This is a genomic window from Pseudoalteromonas sp. MTN2-4 (assembly GCF_042848605.1).
GTDB lineage: Bacteria > Pseudomonadota > Gammaproteobacteria > Enterobacterales > Alteromonadaceae > Pseudoalteromonas.
Map to the genome: position 1 here is coordinate 313,889 of NZ_BTGK01000001.1, position 16,682 is coordinate 330,570.

The 16,682-nt window shown below is 40.5% G+C and carries 13 protein-coding genes; 4 read left to right on the forward strand and 9 right to left on the reverse strand.

The genetic code is table 11. The annotated features are described in order from the left end of the window. Positions 1 to 75: 75 nt before the first annotated feature. The 4 genes from ACGHEH_RS01455 to ACGHEH_RS01470 all read right to left on the reverse strand — a co-directional run bounded on the left by ACGHEH_RS01455 (position 76) and on the right by ACGHEH_RS01470 (position 5,034). Entirely contained in the window at positions 76 to 1,410 is a 1,335-nt protein-coding gene (locus ACGHEH_RS01455) for an MFS transporter (protein ID WP_390441171.1), read from the reverse strand. 130 nt (positions 1,411 to 1,540) lie between these two features. Further along, complete coding sequence (locus ACGHEH_RS01460) at positions 1,541 to 3,175, reverse strand: methyl-accepting chemotaxis protein (protein WP_390441174.1); 1,635 nt, start codon at positions 3,173 to 3,175, stop codon at positions 1,541 to 1,543. Positions 3,176 to 3,296: 121 nt separating this feature from the next. Further along, positions 3,297 to 4,109, reverse strand: coding sequence for a PhzF family phenazine biosynthesis protein (locus tag ACGHEH_RS01465; RefSeq protein WP_390441177.1), 813 nt, complete (start codon positions 4,107 to 4,109; stop codon positions 3,297 to 3,299). 304 nt (positions 4,110 to 4,413) lie between these two features. Continuing rightward, the gene (locus ACGHEH_RS01470; RefSeq protein WP_390441179.1) at positions 4,414 to 5,034 is read right to left on the reverse strand and encodes a phospholipid-binding protein MlaC; all 621 of its coding nucleotides are present in this window, start codon (positions 5,032 to 5,034) and stop codon (positions 4,414 to 4,416) included. A gap of 234 nt (positions 5,035 to 5,268) precedes the next feature. Here ACGHEH_RS01470 and ACGHEH_RS01475 point away from each other — a divergent pair, with 234 nt between their 5' ends. Beyond that, complete coding sequence (locus tag ACGHEH_RS01475) at positions 5,269 to 5,811, forward strand: acyloxyacyl hydrolase (RefSeq protein ID WP_390441182.1); 543 nt, start codon at positions 5,269 to 5,271, stop codon at positions 5,809 to 5,811. 277 nt (positions 5,812 to 6,088) lie between these two features. Here the strand turns inward: ACGHEH_RS01475 and ACGHEH_RS01480 are convergent, their stop codons facing one another. Continuing rightward, on the reverse strand, positions 6,089 to 7,096 hold the full coding sequence (locus ACGHEH_RS01480) for a zinc-binding dehydrogenase (RefSeq protein ID WP_390441184.1): 1,008 nt from the start codon (positions 7,094 to 7,096) through the stop codon (positions 6,089 to 6,091). Between the two features lie 253 nt (positions 7,097 to 7,349). Here ACGHEH_RS01480 and ACGHEH_RS01485 point away from each other — a divergent pair, with 253 nt between their 5' ends. Beyond that, positions 7,350 to 8,297, forward strand: a complete 948-nt coding sequence (locus ACGHEH_RS01485) for a LysR family transcriptional regulator (protein WP_390441186.1) — start codon at positions 7,350 to 7,352, stop codon at positions 8,295 to 8,297. 87 nt (positions 8,298 to 8,384) lie between these two features. On the opposite strand, the gene ACGHEH_RS01490 is transcribed toward ACGHEH_RS01485, so the two are convergent. Then, positions 8,385 to 9,944 (reverse strand): leukocidin family pore-forming toxin, encoded by a 1,560-nt coding sequence (locus tag ACGHEH_RS01490; RefSeq protein ID WP_390441188.1) that lies wholly within the window; start codon positions 9,942 to 9,944, stop codon positions 8,385 to 8,387. Between the two features lie 297 nt (positions 9,945 to 10,241). Then, positions 10,242 to 11,009, reverse strand: coding sequence for an SDR family NAD(P)-dependent oxidoreductase (locus ACGHEH_RS01495; RefSeq protein ID WP_390441190.1), 768 nt, complete (start codon positions 11,007 to 11,009; stop codon positions 10,242 to 10,244). A gap of 104 nt (positions 11,010 to 11,113) precedes the next feature. Here ACGHEH_RS01495 and ACGHEH_RS01500 point away from each other — a divergent pair, with 104 nt between their 5' ends. Together ACGHEH_RS01500 and ACGHEH_RS01505 are read left to right on the forward strand one after the other, a co-directional pair. Beyond that, the gene (locus ACGHEH_RS01500) at positions 11,114 to 11,461 is read left to right on the forward strand and encodes a winged helix-turn-helix transcriptional regulator (RefSeq protein ID WP_390441193.1); all 348 of its coding nucleotides are present in this window, start codon (positions 11,114 to 11,116) and stop codon (positions 11,459 to 11,461) included. 118 nt (positions 11,462 to 11,579) lie between these two features. After that, the gene (locus tag ACGHEH_RS01505) at positions 11,580 to 12,245 is read left to right on the forward strand and encodes a DUF1826 domain-containing protein (RefSeq protein ID WP_390441195.1); all 666 of its coding nucleotides are present in this window, start codon (positions 11,580 to 11,582) and stop codon (positions 12,243 to 12,245) included. Between the two features lie 102 nt (positions 12,246 to 12,347). Here the strand turns inward: ACGHEH_RS01505 and ACGHEH_RS01510 are convergent, their stop codons facing one another. Both ACGHEH_RS01510 and ACGHEH_RS01515 read right to left on the reverse strand, forming a co-directional pair. Next, positions 12,348 to 13,622 (reverse strand): carbohydrate porin, encoded by a 1,275-nt coding sequence (locus ACGHEH_RS01510; protein ID WP_390441197.1) that lies wholly within the window; start codon positions 13,620 to 13,622, stop codon positions 12,348 to 12,350. A 404-nt stretch (positions 13,623 to 14,026) separates the two neighbouring features. Then, a complete protein-coding gene (locus tag ACGHEH_RS01515) occupies positions 14,027 to 16,471 on the reverse strand; it encodes a TonB-dependent receptor (protein ID WP_390441200.1) in 2,445 nt (814 codons plus the stop codon). Between the last annotated feature and the right edge of the window lie 211 nt (positions 16,472 to 16,682).

The following is a 16,682-nucleotide window of genomic DNA, read 5'->3' on the forward strand; positions in this document are numbered from 1 at the left end:
TCAAAGAATTTTCGGCATTCTAGTCTAACCGCAACACTTGTTTCAAATAGTTAGACAAATGACTTATGTATTTAACTATTTGCTGCTTTGTTCACTAAGACCAGTTTCAGCCTCTTTAAACCCGTCATCTAAACTGTCATCAACTTTTGATTCTTCATCACTGTCTACAACTAACAATTGTTCATGGGCAATTTCTTCTTCGATCCGCGGGTCCATCGCTGCTGCAAGCGGCGAACTAGTGACATCTGAATTACCCACCACATAATCACTGGCTTCTGGCTGTTCTGCTTTTTGACGCGCGTTTATGAAAGTCAGTACGCCAAACATCAATACGGTGAGTACTGCAATAGATGCATATAAAGCCTTAGGGCCAAAAAAAGTCATAGATTTTGAAATGAACGCTGAACCAAAAGCGGCGCCTGCACCAAACACCATGAGGAGTGCAGATGATACGCCGACTCGGTCTTCATCACTGACCCGTGAGTTTGCCAACGCTGATGAAAGCGGATAAAGCGTAAACGCAAACAAACCAAAAGCAAAACTACAAGCCATCAAAACAGTCGGCTCAGATGGTAATAGGCAAATTGCCAAACTAATTAGGCATAAAGCAATTGCATTGCTCCTTAATAAAATGCTCCTCGGTACTTTGTCTGAAATCACACCCATAGGCCACTGCGCCAATAGGCCTGCAAATATGGTGAAAGACATAAACTTTGCGATGTCTGCAGAGCTAAAGCCAATGCCACTGCCAAAAGTGGGCGCTAGACCATAAAAACTACCGTTAATAATGCCAGCAAAAAGCACGGCGGTGAGTGCCTGAGGCACTTTCTTAAAGTAATCAAACAAACTCACTTGAATGGGTTTGATGGGCTTTGGGTGAATACGTCGCGTGATTGCAATAGGAATAATACCTGCAGCAACCGCCATACAAACCAAGAATAAAGGTGCATAACCCAATTCAGGAAAACTCGATAATGCAAACTGACCAAGCACCATGCCCATATATGAAGTGATCATATAAAACGAAAACACTTTCCCCCGAGATTCAGGCTCTGCTTGTTCGTTAAGCCAGCTCTCTAACACCATGTAATTGGCCATCATGCCCAACCCAACACACAAGCGAAGAAATAGCCATAGATAAACGTTATCGCTGACGCCATGCGCGGCAACACAGGCGACAACTGCGGCAGTGCTTGCAGCGAAAGTACGAATATGACCAACCGATTTAATAAAGTGATAACCAAGCTTTGAGCCCAATAAAAGACCCAAGTAATAACATGAGGTGAGTAAACCTATCCAAACAGTCGAAACGTCTTTTTGACCTAAATAGAGTGCTAAATAAGTGGTTAGTAAGCCAGTGCCACTAATTAAAAATAGATTGGTGAAATATAAAGAGATAAATGATTTCATTACAAAAGTTTGCAGGCTTTTTTGTGATACTAGAGCAAGAAAAAGGCTTTGCCAAGCGCTGCTATGAAATTATCGATAGCAGAGAAAATAGCCGAACTACTACTGGTTAAGTTCGGCTTAAAAGGGGAAGCTAAACTTTAAATTTCGATACATGCGCCTTTAAATCAACAGCCAGCGCTTTAAGCTCTGAGCCCGCCAAAGCAATGTTTTTTGTTGCATCAACAGTGGAAGAGGTATGGTCACTGACTGTGATTATACTGCGGTTAATTTCTTCAGCGACTGCCGACTGCTCTTCAGAAGCCGTTGCTATTTGCGTACTCATTTCATTAATAATCGCAATGTCTTCTACAATTTCTTTTAAAGCATGATCAGCATTTTGTGCTTGTTCAACTGTACGCTCAGCATAAACCTGGCCTTCTTCCATCACCACAACCGCATCGTGAGAATACTTTTGCAGCTCTTCAATCATGCCTTGAATGCTTTCTGTTGATTCTTTGGTTCTTTGTGCAAGTGCCCTAACTTCATCAGCCACTACCGCAAAGCCTCGCCCTTGCTCACCCGCTCTTGCAGCTTCAATTGCGGCATTAAGTGCGAGTAGATTCGTTTGCTCAGCAATGGCATTAATGACCGTAGTGACATTGCCAATCTCTTCACTCACAGAACCCAGTTTATGAATAACCGCCGCCGCTTTTTCTACTTCATTAGCCAAGCCGCTGATTGCCTCAATAGCAATATTCAACAATGCCATGCCCTCTCCCGCTTCTTTATGCGCTTTATGCGCGGCATTGGCCGTATTTACAACATTATGTGCCACTTCTGACACGGTCGCCGTCATCTCGTTCATGGCTGTGGCGGCTTGTTCGATTTCAATTTGCTGATTGGCCATCGCTTGCTTGGTATCGTTGGCCACACTTTCTAAGCTATGAGTAGAAACATTCAATTGCTCAACAGAGGCATTACTACTAAACGCAATATCTCTAAAGCTAGACATCATGTTGTTCAGCCCCATAGCTATTTGGGTTAGTTCATCTTTGCCTTGGGTATCAACCGCGAGCGTTAGGTCACCCGTCTCTTCAAGACGTTTAATGGTGCTGCCTATTCTGTCTAAAGGATTAATAATACTGCCTAATACATTGACGGTGATTATGATTGATATGATGGCGATGATGACAATGAGCACCACCATGGTTGAGACTTCTTGCCAGAATGTCGCCTGTACATCATCGATATAGATACCTGTTGCAATCACCCAACCCCAAGGAGAAAACTGTTTTGCATAAGAGATTTTATCAATCGGTGTCGAATTCGGTGTTTTTGGCCACATGTATTGTACTGAGCCCTCACCAAAGCGCGCCGCTGTACTGACCATTTCTCGAATAAAGTACACACCATTGAGATCTTTCATAGCAGCAGAATTAGTGCCATTTAAGCTTGGTTTAATCGGGTGCATCACCATTGCGTGCTGCATATCTAAAATAAACAAGTACTCGTCATCGGCGTAACGCATTGCTTCGATAACTTGCTTGGCTTCAGTTTGCGCTTGCTCAAGCGTCATTTTTGAACTAGCCACTTGCTCTGCATAAAAACTCACGATGCCATGGGCGGTTTCAACAATGTGTTGAGTTTCAAGCTGTTTAGACTGCTTTAATTCACTGTAAAGCGAATTAAGCATTAAAAATGTAATGACAAGAATAACGGCAAAACAAGCGCTAACTTGCGCCCACAATCGCGTTTTAACAGAGAGCTGTCGCAGTGTTGTTTCCATGATTTTCCTTAAGCATTAATACTTGAGCTGAAAATAGCTCTAGAGGCATGTTTTTCGGCACGAAAACTAAGCTAACAGCTATTGGATTGATCCGACAAGCGTGATCAACCCATCTTTTGACTTATGACAAATTTTGCCTTTCATCGACTGTAATTGAACCCAATAAGTAATGCACAGCCTGCCCTCGCAGCTTCACTCTGTCGCCTTCAACCACACACAATAGCTCTCCACCTCGTTTCGATGCCTGATAGGCTTTCAACTCAGTTTTATTCAGCCTTTGAGACCAGTAAGGTGCTAATCCCGTGTGAATAGAGCCTGTAACAGGGTCTTCATCGCTGCCATTCGCTGGCCAAAAATAACGGGATACAAAATCATATTTTTCGCTAGGCGCAGTCACAACCACATCAAACGGTGCCAATTGTTTCAGTTGCTCAGAACTTTGTTCGACAGCTTTAACTTCTTGCTCACTACTATAAACAGCAAAATAGGCTTGCTGATTTTTTAGTACTTGTTCAGGCTTTATCGATAAACCAGCAATAAGCGCTTCTGGTATATCTTGAATGGCTTCTGGTGCAAAACTCGGAAAGTCCATTTCAATATAACCATTATCTAACTTATAGATCAGCATAGACCCTACCGCAGGCGCGCTCAGTGTTACCTGCTGAAAAGTTGGATTTTTATTAAAAAGCACAAACGCTGATGCTAAAGTTGCGTGACCACAAAATGCAATTTCAGTCAGTGGAGAAAACCAACGAATATCATAAACGCCCGATTCAACAGGCACTAAGAATGCTGTTTCTGATAAGTTATTTTCTGCAGCGATGGCCAGCATTAGGCTTTCGGTTAACCAAGTGTCTGTCATGATCACTGCCGCTGAATTACCACCAAACTGAGTGGATGTAAAAGCATCCACTATGTCGATATTTAACTTCATAATTCCATTCACTTTATCTTTAATTATCTAGAAACTAGCTGAGATTGAAAAACAAGTGAAGGGATTAAGTGTTATGCATACAATTTTGGTGGTTATTAGCAATGGAATTAAAAGAAAATAAGCGGGCAAAACTGCGAAGGGATGCAATTAAAGGGGACTGCCCGCTTGAAGAGCGTTGTTAAATAACAACTATGGAACTAAGTTCATTTAATTACTTAAATTGTAAGTAACTGGCTTAATGAGCTGTAACTGACTCTGTAAAATCAAGTTCAATATACTCACTTATTTCTGACTGCAAACTGAATTAGCTCTTAGCAATCAATTCATTAGTTACTTTATCTATACCCACATCACTAATACGAGACACAATTTCTTTCTGCTTTGCATTCAACAGTGAAATACTTTCAGCAACTAAGTCGTAAACTTGCCATTCACCTTTCTTGTTTTTTCTGAACTTAAACACAATGTCGATACTCGGAGCACCAGCGTCTACAATCTCAGACTTAACTGAAGCAAATTTACTTTTGCTGTCTAAAACTGGCTCAATAAAGCGTACTTCTTGGCCTTTGTAACTCATTAACACATTGGCATACGTGCCAGTCAGATATTGTTCAACCGCATCTATAAAACTCACTGCTTGCTCGCGTTTTACTTCTCTGACATGTTTGCCAAGCAGCTTAAAAGAGACAAATTTAATGTCGATATGCGGCATCAGCTGCGCACTCACCAACTTTTTAAGTTCAGTACGTTTTGTGTCTTCGTCTAAATCTTTCAACTTACCAATATCGATAAACAGCTGATCACCGACTGATTTAATTAATGTGTATGGTGTCTCGGTACTTGCTTGTTTAGAACTCGCGCCAGCACTGTACGCACTGAATAGAATTAATACCGAAAAGAATAAATACTGTATTGCAGTTTTCATAATGTGTCCCCGTTTAGTTAGTGAGTGCATGATACGAGTTTGTTTAATGATAAAAAAGACACACTTTTGCACTCTTTTGTTGCCAAAAATGCACACAAATAAAAAGTCTATATATTTCAATTAGTTTTAATTTTGTTTCATTTTCAGCATCAATATGGTGCACATTTGTTTGTATATAAACACAAATAGCTTTGTGAAAATACGCTCATTGAAATGATGAGGTTCACATTAACTATGAATTTACTGCGTTTATTGGCGCTCGCCTTCTTATTAACATTTACTTCAGCAGCATTTGCAGATAACAAACACGGTTATGCTATTCACTATATCCATGGTGAAGGAGACGTAGATGGGATCAAGCTTGCTTATCAGTATCACCCAGAAAATTTGCTGCCTGAAGCTTGGAAAAACTTTGACTTACACTTTGAGACTAGCGTTAACTTTTGGAACTTTTCAGCTGATGGCAGAAGTTCAAAAAACAAACATGATACTAATTTTGTTCTGGCTCTTACGCCTGTATTCAAATACCCGCTTACAACTTGGTATGGAAAACCCCTTTATTTAGAGCTAGGTATTGGATTAGCACTGCTAGACGACACACATTTTGCTGGTAAAAACGTCAGCACCCATTATCAATTTGAAGACAGGCTCGGACTGGTTTATGACTTGGAGGATGCAAAAGTGGCCGTCAGGTATATGCATTACTCAAATGCGGGGTTCAAAAGCCCAAATCCAGGACTCGATTTTATTTCACTCTCGTATTCCAGCTATTTTTAGTTCATACCAACCCTCTTAATTAAGCGATATATTTTGAGGCGAAGAAAACTGTTCGATAGCACCGCTCTCGCGTCCTGCTATCGCTGAGGTACCAACATCCATGTAGGCAAGACAAAAACTTTGCTATTTAGTTGTTCTAAATAAGAAGTTTTTAACGCAGCTAGCGTCAGTTTTAGTCCCTCAAAATGATTGAGGATTATTGAGGGTTGGTATTATGTTTCCCAAAAGCTGTTGAAGGGTTGTGTGGTTTGGCTGCTCAACCCACTTTTATCATGACCTAAACTTTTCTAATTTTAATAATAGGTCGCTTAGTACAAGTTTGAGTTAACAGCATAGACAAGGCGTCGCGCACTGCGGCCACCTCGAAATCGATAATGTTTAGTTCAGGAGCCTGAATGCGTTTTTGTGCCACGTCTTGTAACAGCTGCTCGCCCATAAAACGCAAATGTTGCTGTGCACATAAACTATTTGAAAGCCAAGCACCTGATACTGAGACCACCCCGATATTCGGCGCTTTTTCAAAAAGTAACTGTTCAGGAATAGTGCTAAAACCATTTAAACACGCAATACGACCACAAAAACGCAGATGTTGTAAATCTTCTAAGAAAGTTTCACCGCCTTGGGTATTAATAATGCAGTCAAATCCCGCATTGCCAATTTCTCTTTTAATTTGCTCGCAAACACCTTCTTGCTCGCAATCAAACGCTAAATCAGCACCGAGTTTTTCAAGGCGCTTCTGATGAGGTTTTTGTGCAAATGCATACACTTGCGCGCCTTGCTGTTTGGCATATTGAATCGCGAAGTGGGCAACCGCGCCTTGTGCACTGTTGATCAGTAAAGATTCACCTGATTGCAACTGTAGTTTGTTTAAGGCGATAAGTGCGGCCATACCAGCATTAGGCAAGGATACGGCAACGTCACTAGGTACTTCATCAGGGATCACAGAAACACAGTGGCTAGGCACCACTGCATATTCTTTTAACATGCCCTGTTGAGATAGACAGGCGTTAAATAACACACGAGAGCCTTTGTTCGGAAAAACGCCCTTTGGCGCGTCAACCACAGTGCCCACTGCATCAAGCCCCAACACATGCGGGTACTGCCATTGTGAAAAGCCAGTCTGAGCTAATCGCGCGTCAACATGGTTCAAAGCAACATAATCTATAGCCACCAGCAATTCATTCGCACCCAATTTTGGTACTTGACGTTCAGCACATTGCAAGTCGAAAGCCTCTCCGGCCTGAAGGAGTTCTATGACTTTCATTGAATTGTTAACTGCAGACATACATTTCCTGTCATTAAGAGAATCAGTTTGTGATATCAAAACACGCCAATTATTGCAAAATAATTGCTAATGTGTCGCTTTTTGCTATTAAAACACGTCAATTCAAGTTCAACAACCTCACTGCGACAATTGTCAACATAAGGTAATGAAACCATTAAATTTATAATTTATGATTTATTTGTAGATTATATATCTAGTTTTACGCTTTCATTGGTGCCAAACTATCATCAATATTGATTTTTAGGATCGCATCGTGGATACAACCAGTCGCTTGATCATGTTACTTGAAGTTGTTGAACAAGGTTCATTTTCAAAAGCTGCCGAGCTTAGAAACATTGATCGCTCTGTTATTTCAAAGCAAGTGAGTAAATTAGAAGAAGATTTGGGTGTTCGCCTACTCAACCGAACAACCCGCTCTTTCTCTTTGACTGCTGCCGGCGCTGAAATGGTAAAAAAAGCCGCTGAACTTAGGTTATTGCTACAAGATACAGTGCAACTGGCTGAAAACTACCACCAAGAACCTCGCGGTTTGCTACGCATTACGGCGTCGAGTTACATTGGTAAGTTTTATCTCATGCCTTTGATCAATGACTTTCAAAAGCGTTTTCCGCAAGTCACCATAGACTTGAGACACGACGACAGAGTCGTAGATATGGTGTCTGAAGGCTTTGATTTAGCGTTTCGAATTGGTGAGCCTCGCGACTCTTCGCTTATAGCACGTAAAATTGCTCGTAATCGTATGCTTATTCTAGCCACTAAGCAGTTTTTAGAAATTTATGGTGAGCCAAAAACCATGGCTGACTTAGAAGCACTACCTGCTGCGGCCTATTCGAGTTCACATATCCGCTTTGAATCTATCAGTTACATAGATGATAAAGGCGAACCACAAGAGCAACCCATTAATCCCGTATTTAAATCAAACGACGGTGAAGCATTAGTTGAAAAAGTGCTTTCACATAATGCCTTTATGACTGCCCCCGCCTTCTTTTTCGCAAAACCCATGGAAGAAAGTGATTTAGTGCCAATTTTGACTGACGTGAATTTGCCTGATTACAGTGCCATGTATGCCGTGTATCCACACCGTGACTTGCCTGTTAGAACGCGATTATTTTTAGACGCTGCAAGACATTATATTGGTGATAAAACACCTATTTGGGAAAGAAATATTCCAAATATAAATGAACTATATCAAGCAAATTAAAAAATCTCATACAATTCTAAATTGCTAACTATACAAAAAAGCGCATCCAAAAATGCGCTTATCTATAAATAAATTTATCGGAAAAAATTATAGCTTTTTCAACCAAGCGTTATTAAACGATTGAGATCCTACATATAGACTATGTATCCACCCTGTTTGCTTAGCGCTCCACCCCCAAATGCTATTGTCAGTGAACCAAAGCTTACTATTCTCAGTTGTAGTGTTCATGGTCACTCTAAATTGACCATCACGGTACTTATCACCTAACCAAATAGCTTCAGTTGTATACTGCAAGCCATTTTTAGAAATGCTCGGTGTACCTCTTAATCTAGCCCAACGGAAAATATCCTGGTACACCCAATCGTTGATACTTTTATATTTATTCAAGCTCATGTTCCAAACAGCATTACTGCCATTTGACGTGGTGCTTGTTTCCCAATCAATTAAATTCTCAGTGATGGTTTTTGATTCAGAATAACCAATACTTGCGCCCAATGAAGGCCCATCTTTGTCTACACCGCCTGAAATACTAAAGTCAAAACCTGAAGTTGAAGCAACACTGCTACTATTAACGGCATTTTGAGGCATACGTCGATATAATTGAAGACCATCAGCGTCATTAATATTAATCTTCACCGAATGGTTTTTCAAAAAGTAGGCTTTTTCATACTCTGAATTTACCTTCATATTCGGGTTTACACTACCATTCGGACTCACCGCAATCGCCGTATATTGATCCGTTCTGAATGCTCCGAAAGAGTAATGATTTAAAATATTTATGTCTGCTTGACCATCAATATGTTGATAAGGACGATTTACGACAATAGAAGCCCAGCATAATCTCTCATCTTTTGCTGCTTTTGGACATGAATAGCCTAGAGCACCTCCAGATGGTGTACTAGAAGTCGATATAAATGAATTTTTAGTTTGCTGACCAAGAAACTCATGATTACCAGATTTAAAAGGCTTTCCAGACTCTAATAGAGAAATAGACTGCTTAATTGAACTCAATGCTTCTTCTAGTTTAGCCCCCTCCATTTTCACTAAACTATTATTTAGTTCGCGATCGAATGCTTCAGGGATCGAAAAGCCATGCGAAGCTATAGAAGACTCTTCAAGCGTATTAACTTGGTCATCGTAAATATCTTGAAAGCCTCTATTGTCTCCTCCAGAAGCAATTCGTTGTTTCTCAGCTCTAACATCGCTAACTGTACTGCCAAACAAGTGGATCATACCGCCGTTTTGGTTATAGTCGGGTTTATAGATCATCACTTCAGCATCAGCAGTAAAAGGCATCTCGTCAAGAAAGACATTTTTAGCAAACTGAGTGTTTTCAAGAATAATCAATTTATTTTGCTTCATCGCCTCTGCAATGTAGCCATTAAGCTTTTTAGCTTCACCATAAAAGTCAGCCAAATTAGCATGAATGATAGATGCCGAAGCTACATGCTTTTCGATATTTGAGTGAGTTTCAAAACCCTCTGCACTAAAATGCATGTCGTTTTTTACTCCCACCATCAAGTTTGCACTTAGGGGAGTTTCAGAACCTCCAATAGAAATAACCGTATCAGTATTTGCCTTCGAATGAGGTGCATAATGCATACCTACAGACAGTAGACCCATCATAATTAAATTTAATTTTTTCATTTTAAATCCCGTATCCTTCAAATTTAAATTATTTAAAAATTAGCGCCAAACCAATCCAAATGAATGAGTTTAGGCTGGGAAAACTTACCCAAAGCCATACTAAAGATCAATAAAAAATTAATTAAGTGTTAATAAAAATTAAACAATAAAGTTTAAGCTCAACTTTGGATTTACTCTTAAATACTTGTTAGCCTTGCCTTTTAATTAAGCAAGCCGACAAACAAAATACGATCTATTTTAAAAATTCAACATTGAGCCTAAACACCTGTATTTTGGAGTTCAAATTTAAATATTGCGCTAATTTCTACCCGCCATCACACCGCCGTCCACATCTAAAATGCTGCCTGTGATCCAACTTGCGTCATCTGATAATAAAAAAACGATACTGTTAGCAATATCATTTGGCTCACCCACTCGTCCTATTGGGTGAAATGCATTAAAACTGTTTAGGGTAGAGTCTATGTCTTCAGGCGCAATAAAAGAGCCATAAATCGGGGTTTTAACCACAGCCGGAGACACCGCATTAACGCGGATTTTGTCGTCAGCGAGTTCCATAGCCAAATGCTGAGTAAAAGCATGCAAGCCAGCTTTTGCCATTGAATACGCCGACGAAGGCGTGGCTTTGATGGCTTGCTTTGCCCACATAGACCCTATGTTCACTATGCTACCGCTACCCGCTTTTTGCATATTCTTGACAACAGCTTGAGTCAGTAGAAATGTTGCTTTATTTAAATCATGGTATTTATTGTAATCAGCTAAAGTGTGCTCAACAAAAGCCAATGGTGAAAAATAGCCAGCCGCATTCACTAAGTAACCATAGTGTGTAGACGATGCATTAATCTTGCTCGCTAGTGCCTTAACAGCATCAATGTCATATAAATCGATCTGTGTGCCAGATACTTGACCTAGACCGCTCAGCTCACTGACGGCTTTATCGAGTTTTTCTGCATTATTCGCTAATATTTCTACATTAAGTCCAAGTTCTAAAAGTGCCTTTGCCGTCGCGAAACCCATACCACTAGAACCGCCAATAATCATCACTGTGTCTGCATTTGAAAATTTCATAATCACATCTCTTGTTTGTAAAAGTCGTGATAATATTAGTTTTACGAAAAGCCTCTGAATAGTAAGCACAATTTGGTTAGGTAGGTACTTTTTGGTACATCTTTATGACAGCAAACGAAAAAATATTTCCAAGAAAATTAGCGCCTCAATCTAGCGCCCGTATGGTCGAAACCATTTATGGCTGTAAATGGTCTTTAACTGTGTATCAATTATTAGATGAAGGGATAAATCGCCCCGGTGAAATGGTACGTCAAGTTGAGGGGCTAACCACCAAAGTGCTTAATCAATGTCTCAAACGTAATGTCGAGTTTGGCATTTTAGAAAAACATGTATTCAACGAACTGCCTCCTCGCGTTGAATATCAAGTGACCCCGTTTGGTGAAAAGTTTTTAGCCATTCTTGAGCAGTTAGAAAACTTACAATCTGAGATAGATTTACTAAAAAACGAGTAGAGTCAAACTTTTTAGATTCATATAAGCATTTATGTAATGGGTTTAACAAATCGCAACTAGAAATTGATACTCTATAACATTACAATCAGAATTACCGTCACTTAAATTGTAAATAAACATGGCTTACTCAAATACCGCCGAGCAGCTTGAAGTAGCATCAAGCGTCTCTGTGTCTGACGAGTTTCAAATACTCACTGACATCTATAACGAACACGTCAATATTGCGATTTGGCAACACACTTTATCTTCTGACATTTTAAAAGAGTCGCAAAACATCATTGAGAACGCGCCAAGCCTTCAAGAAGTGATTGCCGCTGAACCTGAACATGCATTTGAGCAATTAAGCAGCTGCCATAGAGCCTTGAAAGCAAGCCCAGCTTTATGTGATCACATCGCTGTACTTGTCGATATGTTTTGTACGTTATTTGAAGCCAGACGTGCAGGTGTGCGTTTATCGGTTTTAGACAAGGCAATGTGCCCTAAATTTCATGTCGACAAAATCCCTTGTCGCTTAGTCACCACCTTTGAAGGCGTGGCGACAGAGTGGCTCGTTAACGAGCATGTTGACCGTTCAAAGCTTGGTGCGGGCAGCAAAGGTCTAGATGACGAGCAGTCAGGTATTATGACCGTGCAAAACGCCATTCAGACACTTGAAGCTGGCGATGTAGCCTTGTTAAAAGGTGAAGGTTGGGCAGGTAATGAAGGTAAAGGCTTAGTTCACCGCTCGCCAAAATTAGCCGAAGGTAAAAAGCGCTTGTTACTCACACTTGATTTGATTGATTAGGTTTTTGCTTAAGTTTCTCAAATTAGGCGTGTTATTTATCGCTCTTATAAACCTTTTAAGAGCGATAAATCTCTTAGATTTCTTTCGTTTCTCTAGACGTTTTTAGAAATAATAACCCACGTTAATATTCAGCCTTATCTCAAAATCATCACTGTTGCCAGCAATCGAGCCGCCAACAAAAGGTTGGTTTTTCGCATGCACCAAATCAACATACGTAAACAACGCGCCAGCTGAAATCGACATACCCGTAATATTCATCCACGTATTGGCAGTATCATCTGATTTGTTATAAACGCTGCCAAAATCGTTATAGAAACTCAGTTGAGAAATAGGGCCAATATCTACCGATAAATCATAAGACACAGCAAGGTAAGTGCTGGTCGCCTCACTGGCGATGGTGTCATACATAGAGTTAGCACCTACAACGATTTGAGTCACATTATCTATGTGATATTGATACTGAGTATGCTGTAAATGTAAGCGCCATTGGCCGATATGCGTTGAAGCATGCAGCGCCCAAGCTTCATGGTCGCCTATACGACTCACGCCATCATGCAAACCACCATCGAGCGCTGAAAAACCAACATGGGTTGTGCCAAACTGATGTTCAAGTTGATAAGTATAACGACCCACTAGCGTGTTATATTCAGCTAGAGTCGTTGTTGGCGCATCGTGAATGTTTTCACCACTTAGTCTGATCCCTAATGCATCGACTGAATAGCGATCTTTACGCTCTTCAGCACCGCCATCAACGCCACCATGTTCGTCGTTTTTGAAAAATGCGATGTCTAATACGCTGTTTTCGGTTGCCTTATGTTTGAGTACTAGCCCTAAGTCATAATCTTCTTGCAAGCCAATGAAGTAATTAGGACTCATAAAATAACTATGAAAGCCACTATGTGGTGCATTGCCAAATGGCACTGGCGCCAAGCCCAGTTGCCCATGCCAGTCATCACTGAAGTCGTAATCTAGATATGCAAATTTAACCACACGCATATAATCTAAGAAGCGGATCTCTGCGTTTACACCGATGTCGGCAATGTCACCTGAAAAGTTCAAGCGCACTAAATCAAAGTCGATGTCGCCGCCACGCTTTTCGTTATCATCATCATACGACACCATGTTGTAGTTAAAACGAATAGCACCACCGACATGAATATCTGGGGCAGCATTTACCACCACCTCTTTGCTGTTATTCGCTTTGATCTGTTTTACTTGCTGCTCTAGCATAGTAATTTGTTGCTCTAACTTTTCAAGCTCAGTATTAGCTGTATTGCATGCTGCCTCAACAGAAGTTGATACGAAAAATGACGACATCATAGAGGCGCTAAAAAGTGCCATCGCACAAGCGGACAAACGAGGTGAAAAAAGAGACATAAAAGCGAATTTCCGAGGTGAGAGTAATAAAATTCGCGCAAGCCTAGCCTACTCTTTTTACGTATTCAAATTAGGGAAATTTGCAAAACTGCTAGTGATGTAAGCGAAGAATTTAAAGGCTGTTTAAACTCGTAAACAATGTAAATGATAAGAAAATTTGTGCTATTTAGCATAGCTAAAAAAGAAGGTGAGAAGCCAAGGTTATACAATTTAAAGTAATGAAAATCATAAGCTTGAAATCTTCTTTTACGTAATCGATCATCAAGCGTAAAACCCCTGTAACCTTCACCTCTAAAAATGCATTATTTTCAATCACTTGAATCCAAAAATGACTGTTTGCTCAAGGTTTAATCAAAAACAAAAAAGAGCGCCGCAGCGCTCTTAATCGTACTCAATTTTGTGAATTAGAAAGCATACGTTACTTTTAATTTCACATTGCGCTCGTCCCCTGGCATACCGCCTAAGAACATGGCTTTGTTGTAATACACTTTGTCGAATAAATTGTAGATATTCGCTTGGACTTTCCAGTTGTCGTTGCTGTAACTCACACCAGCATCAAATACGCTGTAGCTTGGCACATATCCGTCAGGAATGCCGAATGCACTAGAGTTCGTACTGCGGTTATCAACATATTTATGGCCTAAACTGAAATTAATTGGCTCAGCAAGACCAAACAGCGCTTTCGAGTAAGTTACCCAACTACCTACCGTCACATAAGGCACCCCTTTTTGACGTGTATCAAATGTTACTTTATTGGGATCTTTCTTATCACGGGCATCTTGATAAACCGCATTAAAATTAAGCTTCCACTCATCAGTTAGCACTGCATTTAAGTCTAGCTCAACGCCTTTCGTTTGCTCTTTTCCGTTAAAAAGTTTTTCTGGTACATTTGGATCTGGGGCATCTTCATTATAATTAGGATTTCCGTATTCTAAATTTGTTCGACTGCTATCAAAAACAATAAAAGATGCTACAAGCTGATCATCAAATGCTTTAACACGTAATCCGATATCGTTTGAGATTGACTCTGAATCTTCACGGTCATCTTCATTACCATAGATGGTCCCTAATACGCTATATGCCGTGCGGCCTTTGGCATGGTTAACAAACATAGATACATCATCAGTAAACTTATAGCTCGCGCCTAAATTAAACGTCAAGCCATTATCTGAGGTATCTTGCTCTGGCGTTGGCTCTGCAGCACTTGCACGGTATCTTGCATCTACACCAAAGTGCTCATAACTTTGCTTAATACGGTTATACGCCACACCCACTCGAGTTGTAATGCCATTTTCAAAGTAGGCAACATGTTGAGCGCCTAAGCCCCAAGCATTCACTGTTTTACTATAATTACTGGTCTTTAGAGGGTCATAATCTTCAAAACTGCCTGATGCCCATGTTGGATTTCGAATATCCAAAATATAAGGCAACTGACCCCTGTAAGTCACATTCCCGTCTTTGTCTTTGAACACTTTATCAACATCATAAATCGAAAACTGCTTAAAGCGGATATCACGATCTTCGTAGTTTGCGTTAACTAAGAACTCGTTATCAACATTGCCCAGAGTAAAGTCATAGCGTAGATCTGCAAAGTATTGCCAAGATTGCTCTTCAGCGCCAACCTTACGGTACTCTTGACGACGGGCAGCATAAGGATAAAGTACATCATCCACCACTAAAGGCGCACGTGGATCAGCATTGATAGTGCCACTTTTATTCCAGTATACATAGTTGTATGCGCCTGTTTGACGAACAAAGCCAGAATCATAGTTACGGAATTGTAGTTGGTGGTTTAAGGTCAAGTCATTAGTGAAAGTAATATTGTGCGTCAGTTTTACACGTAACTCTTCGCCTTCATTGTTTTTTGCCATTGGCGAAATAATACCGTTATGGCCAAATGTATAAGGCGTTAAACCATCATTGGCTGCCAAAGAGTTTGCAAGCTGTTGACGTTGAGCATCCGATAACTGCACACCTTTGCCAGCAGGATCATTAATTAAATCTTGCCAGCTAGCTTCACCTGCAGTTTTGCCATTAACAGATTCCGCATTATAAATTCGAATTGGGTGACCAATTGAGTCAACCGCTATGGCATCTTTGATATAAGCCGTTGAAAGCATGATGTCTTGCGCATCACTGAGCACATACTTGAAACTGACATACGCTTCATCTCTGTCATTGCTTAAATCACGATAGCCATCACTGCGCTCCGTTTTAACAAGCACACGGTAAGCTAGATCGTCAGTAATGCCAGCAGTTGAGTCCATTTCTACAGAGTAACTATTCCACTGACCAAGCTCAGCGGTTAACCCATGCTGTTCTTCAAATTCAGGCTTTTTCTCAATAAGGTTGATAACACCACCGGCACTGCCCATACCATACAAGCCTGTTGCAGGGCCTTTTAGTACTTCGATTGACTCAACGTTGGTCAAAGATCGTGTTGGGTTAAAGGTATTGCCTAAACCTGCACCGCCATACATGCCATCGTAGGTATAGTTAGCACCTAAGCCACGCACCACTAGGTTATCACCGATGCCATAGTTGTTACCGGCTTGCGTCACACCACTGATATTACGCACAAGATCTTGCAGATTTGAAACGCCTTGTGCGTTGATGAGTTCACTGTCGACAATCACAACCGCCGCAGGTGTTTCCATCAGTGACATATCTGACTTAGTGGCTAAACCCGAGTTCATAACAACTTGGTTTTGACGACCATAAACGCTGATCACTTCAATGTCAGAGCTATCGGTTGCCGAGCTGTTATTTACATCTGCTTTTGCTTGCGCATAAGTGAAAGGTGAGACCGCACAAGCGGCTGCGATGAGAGATAAGCTAAATTTTTTCATGTTGGAATATGTGCTCTAGTTTCAAATCGCGCACAGGCTAAATAAAAACAATTATCATTGCAATGATCATTTATAAAATATTTTTATTCGATCAATTTTTAAACCAACTTGTCAATATCTAAAAAATTTAATGTAATGAAAATGTATTGAATACAGATAAGTACATATAGAAACAGGGACAAGCCCAAATAAAAACAAAGCAAATTCTTCG

What these genes read in the sequence shown, in the direction of transcription:
- ACGHEH_RS01455 (WP_390441171.1), bottom strand. Translation starts at nt 1,410, where the DNA reads ATGAAATCATTTATCTCTTTATATTTCACCAATCTATTTTTAATTAGT.
- ACGHEH_RS01460 (WP_390441174.1), bottom strand. Translation starts at nt 3,175, where the DNA reads ATGGAAACAACACTGCGACAGCTCTCTGTTAAAACGCGATTGTGGGCG.
- ACGHEH_RS01465 (WP_390441177.1), bottom strand. Translation starts at nt 4,109, where the DNA reads ATGAAGTTAAATATCGACATAGTGGATGCTTTTACATCCACTCAGTTT.
- ACGHEH_RS01470 (WP_390441179.1), bottom strand. Translation starts at nt 5,034, where the DNA reads ATGAAAACTGCAATACAGTATTTATTCTTTTCGGTATTAATTCTATTC.
- ACGHEH_RS01475 (WP_390441182.1), top strand. Translation starts at nt 5,269, where the DNA reads ATGAATTTACTGCGTTTATTGGCGCTCGCCTTCTTATTAACATTTACT.
- ACGHEH_RS01480 (WP_390441184.1), bottom strand. Translation starts at nt 7,096, where the DNA reads ATGTCTGCAGTTAACAATTCAATGAAAGTCATAGAACTCCTTCAGGCC.
- ACGHEH_RS01490 (WP_390441188.1), bottom strand. Translation starts at nt 9,944, where the DNA reads ATGAAAAAATTAAATTTAATTATGATGGGTCTACTGTCTGTAGGTATG.
- ACGHEH_RS01495 (WP_390441190.1), bottom strand. Translation starts at nt 11,009, where the DNA reads ATGAAATTTTCAAATGCAGACACAGTGATGATTATTGGCGGTTCTAGT.
- ACGHEH_RS01500 (WP_390441193.1), top strand. Translation starts at nt 11,114, where the DNA reads ATGACAGCAAACGAAAAAATATTTCCAAGAAAATTAGCGCCTCAATCT.
- ACGHEH_RS01505 (WP_390441195.1), top strand. Translation starts at nt 11,580, where the DNA reads ATGGCTTACTCAAATACCGCCGAGCAGCTTGAAGTAGCATCAAGCGTC.
- ACGHEH_RS01510 (WP_390441197.1), bottom strand. Translation starts at nt 13,622, where the DNA reads ATGTCTCTTTTTTCACCTCGTTTGTCCGCTTGTGCGATGGCACTTTTT.
- ACGHEH_RS01515 (WP_390441200.1), bottom strand. Translation starts at nt 16,471, where the DNA reads ATGAAAAAATTTAGCTTATCTCTCATCGCAGCCGCTTGTGCGGTCTCA.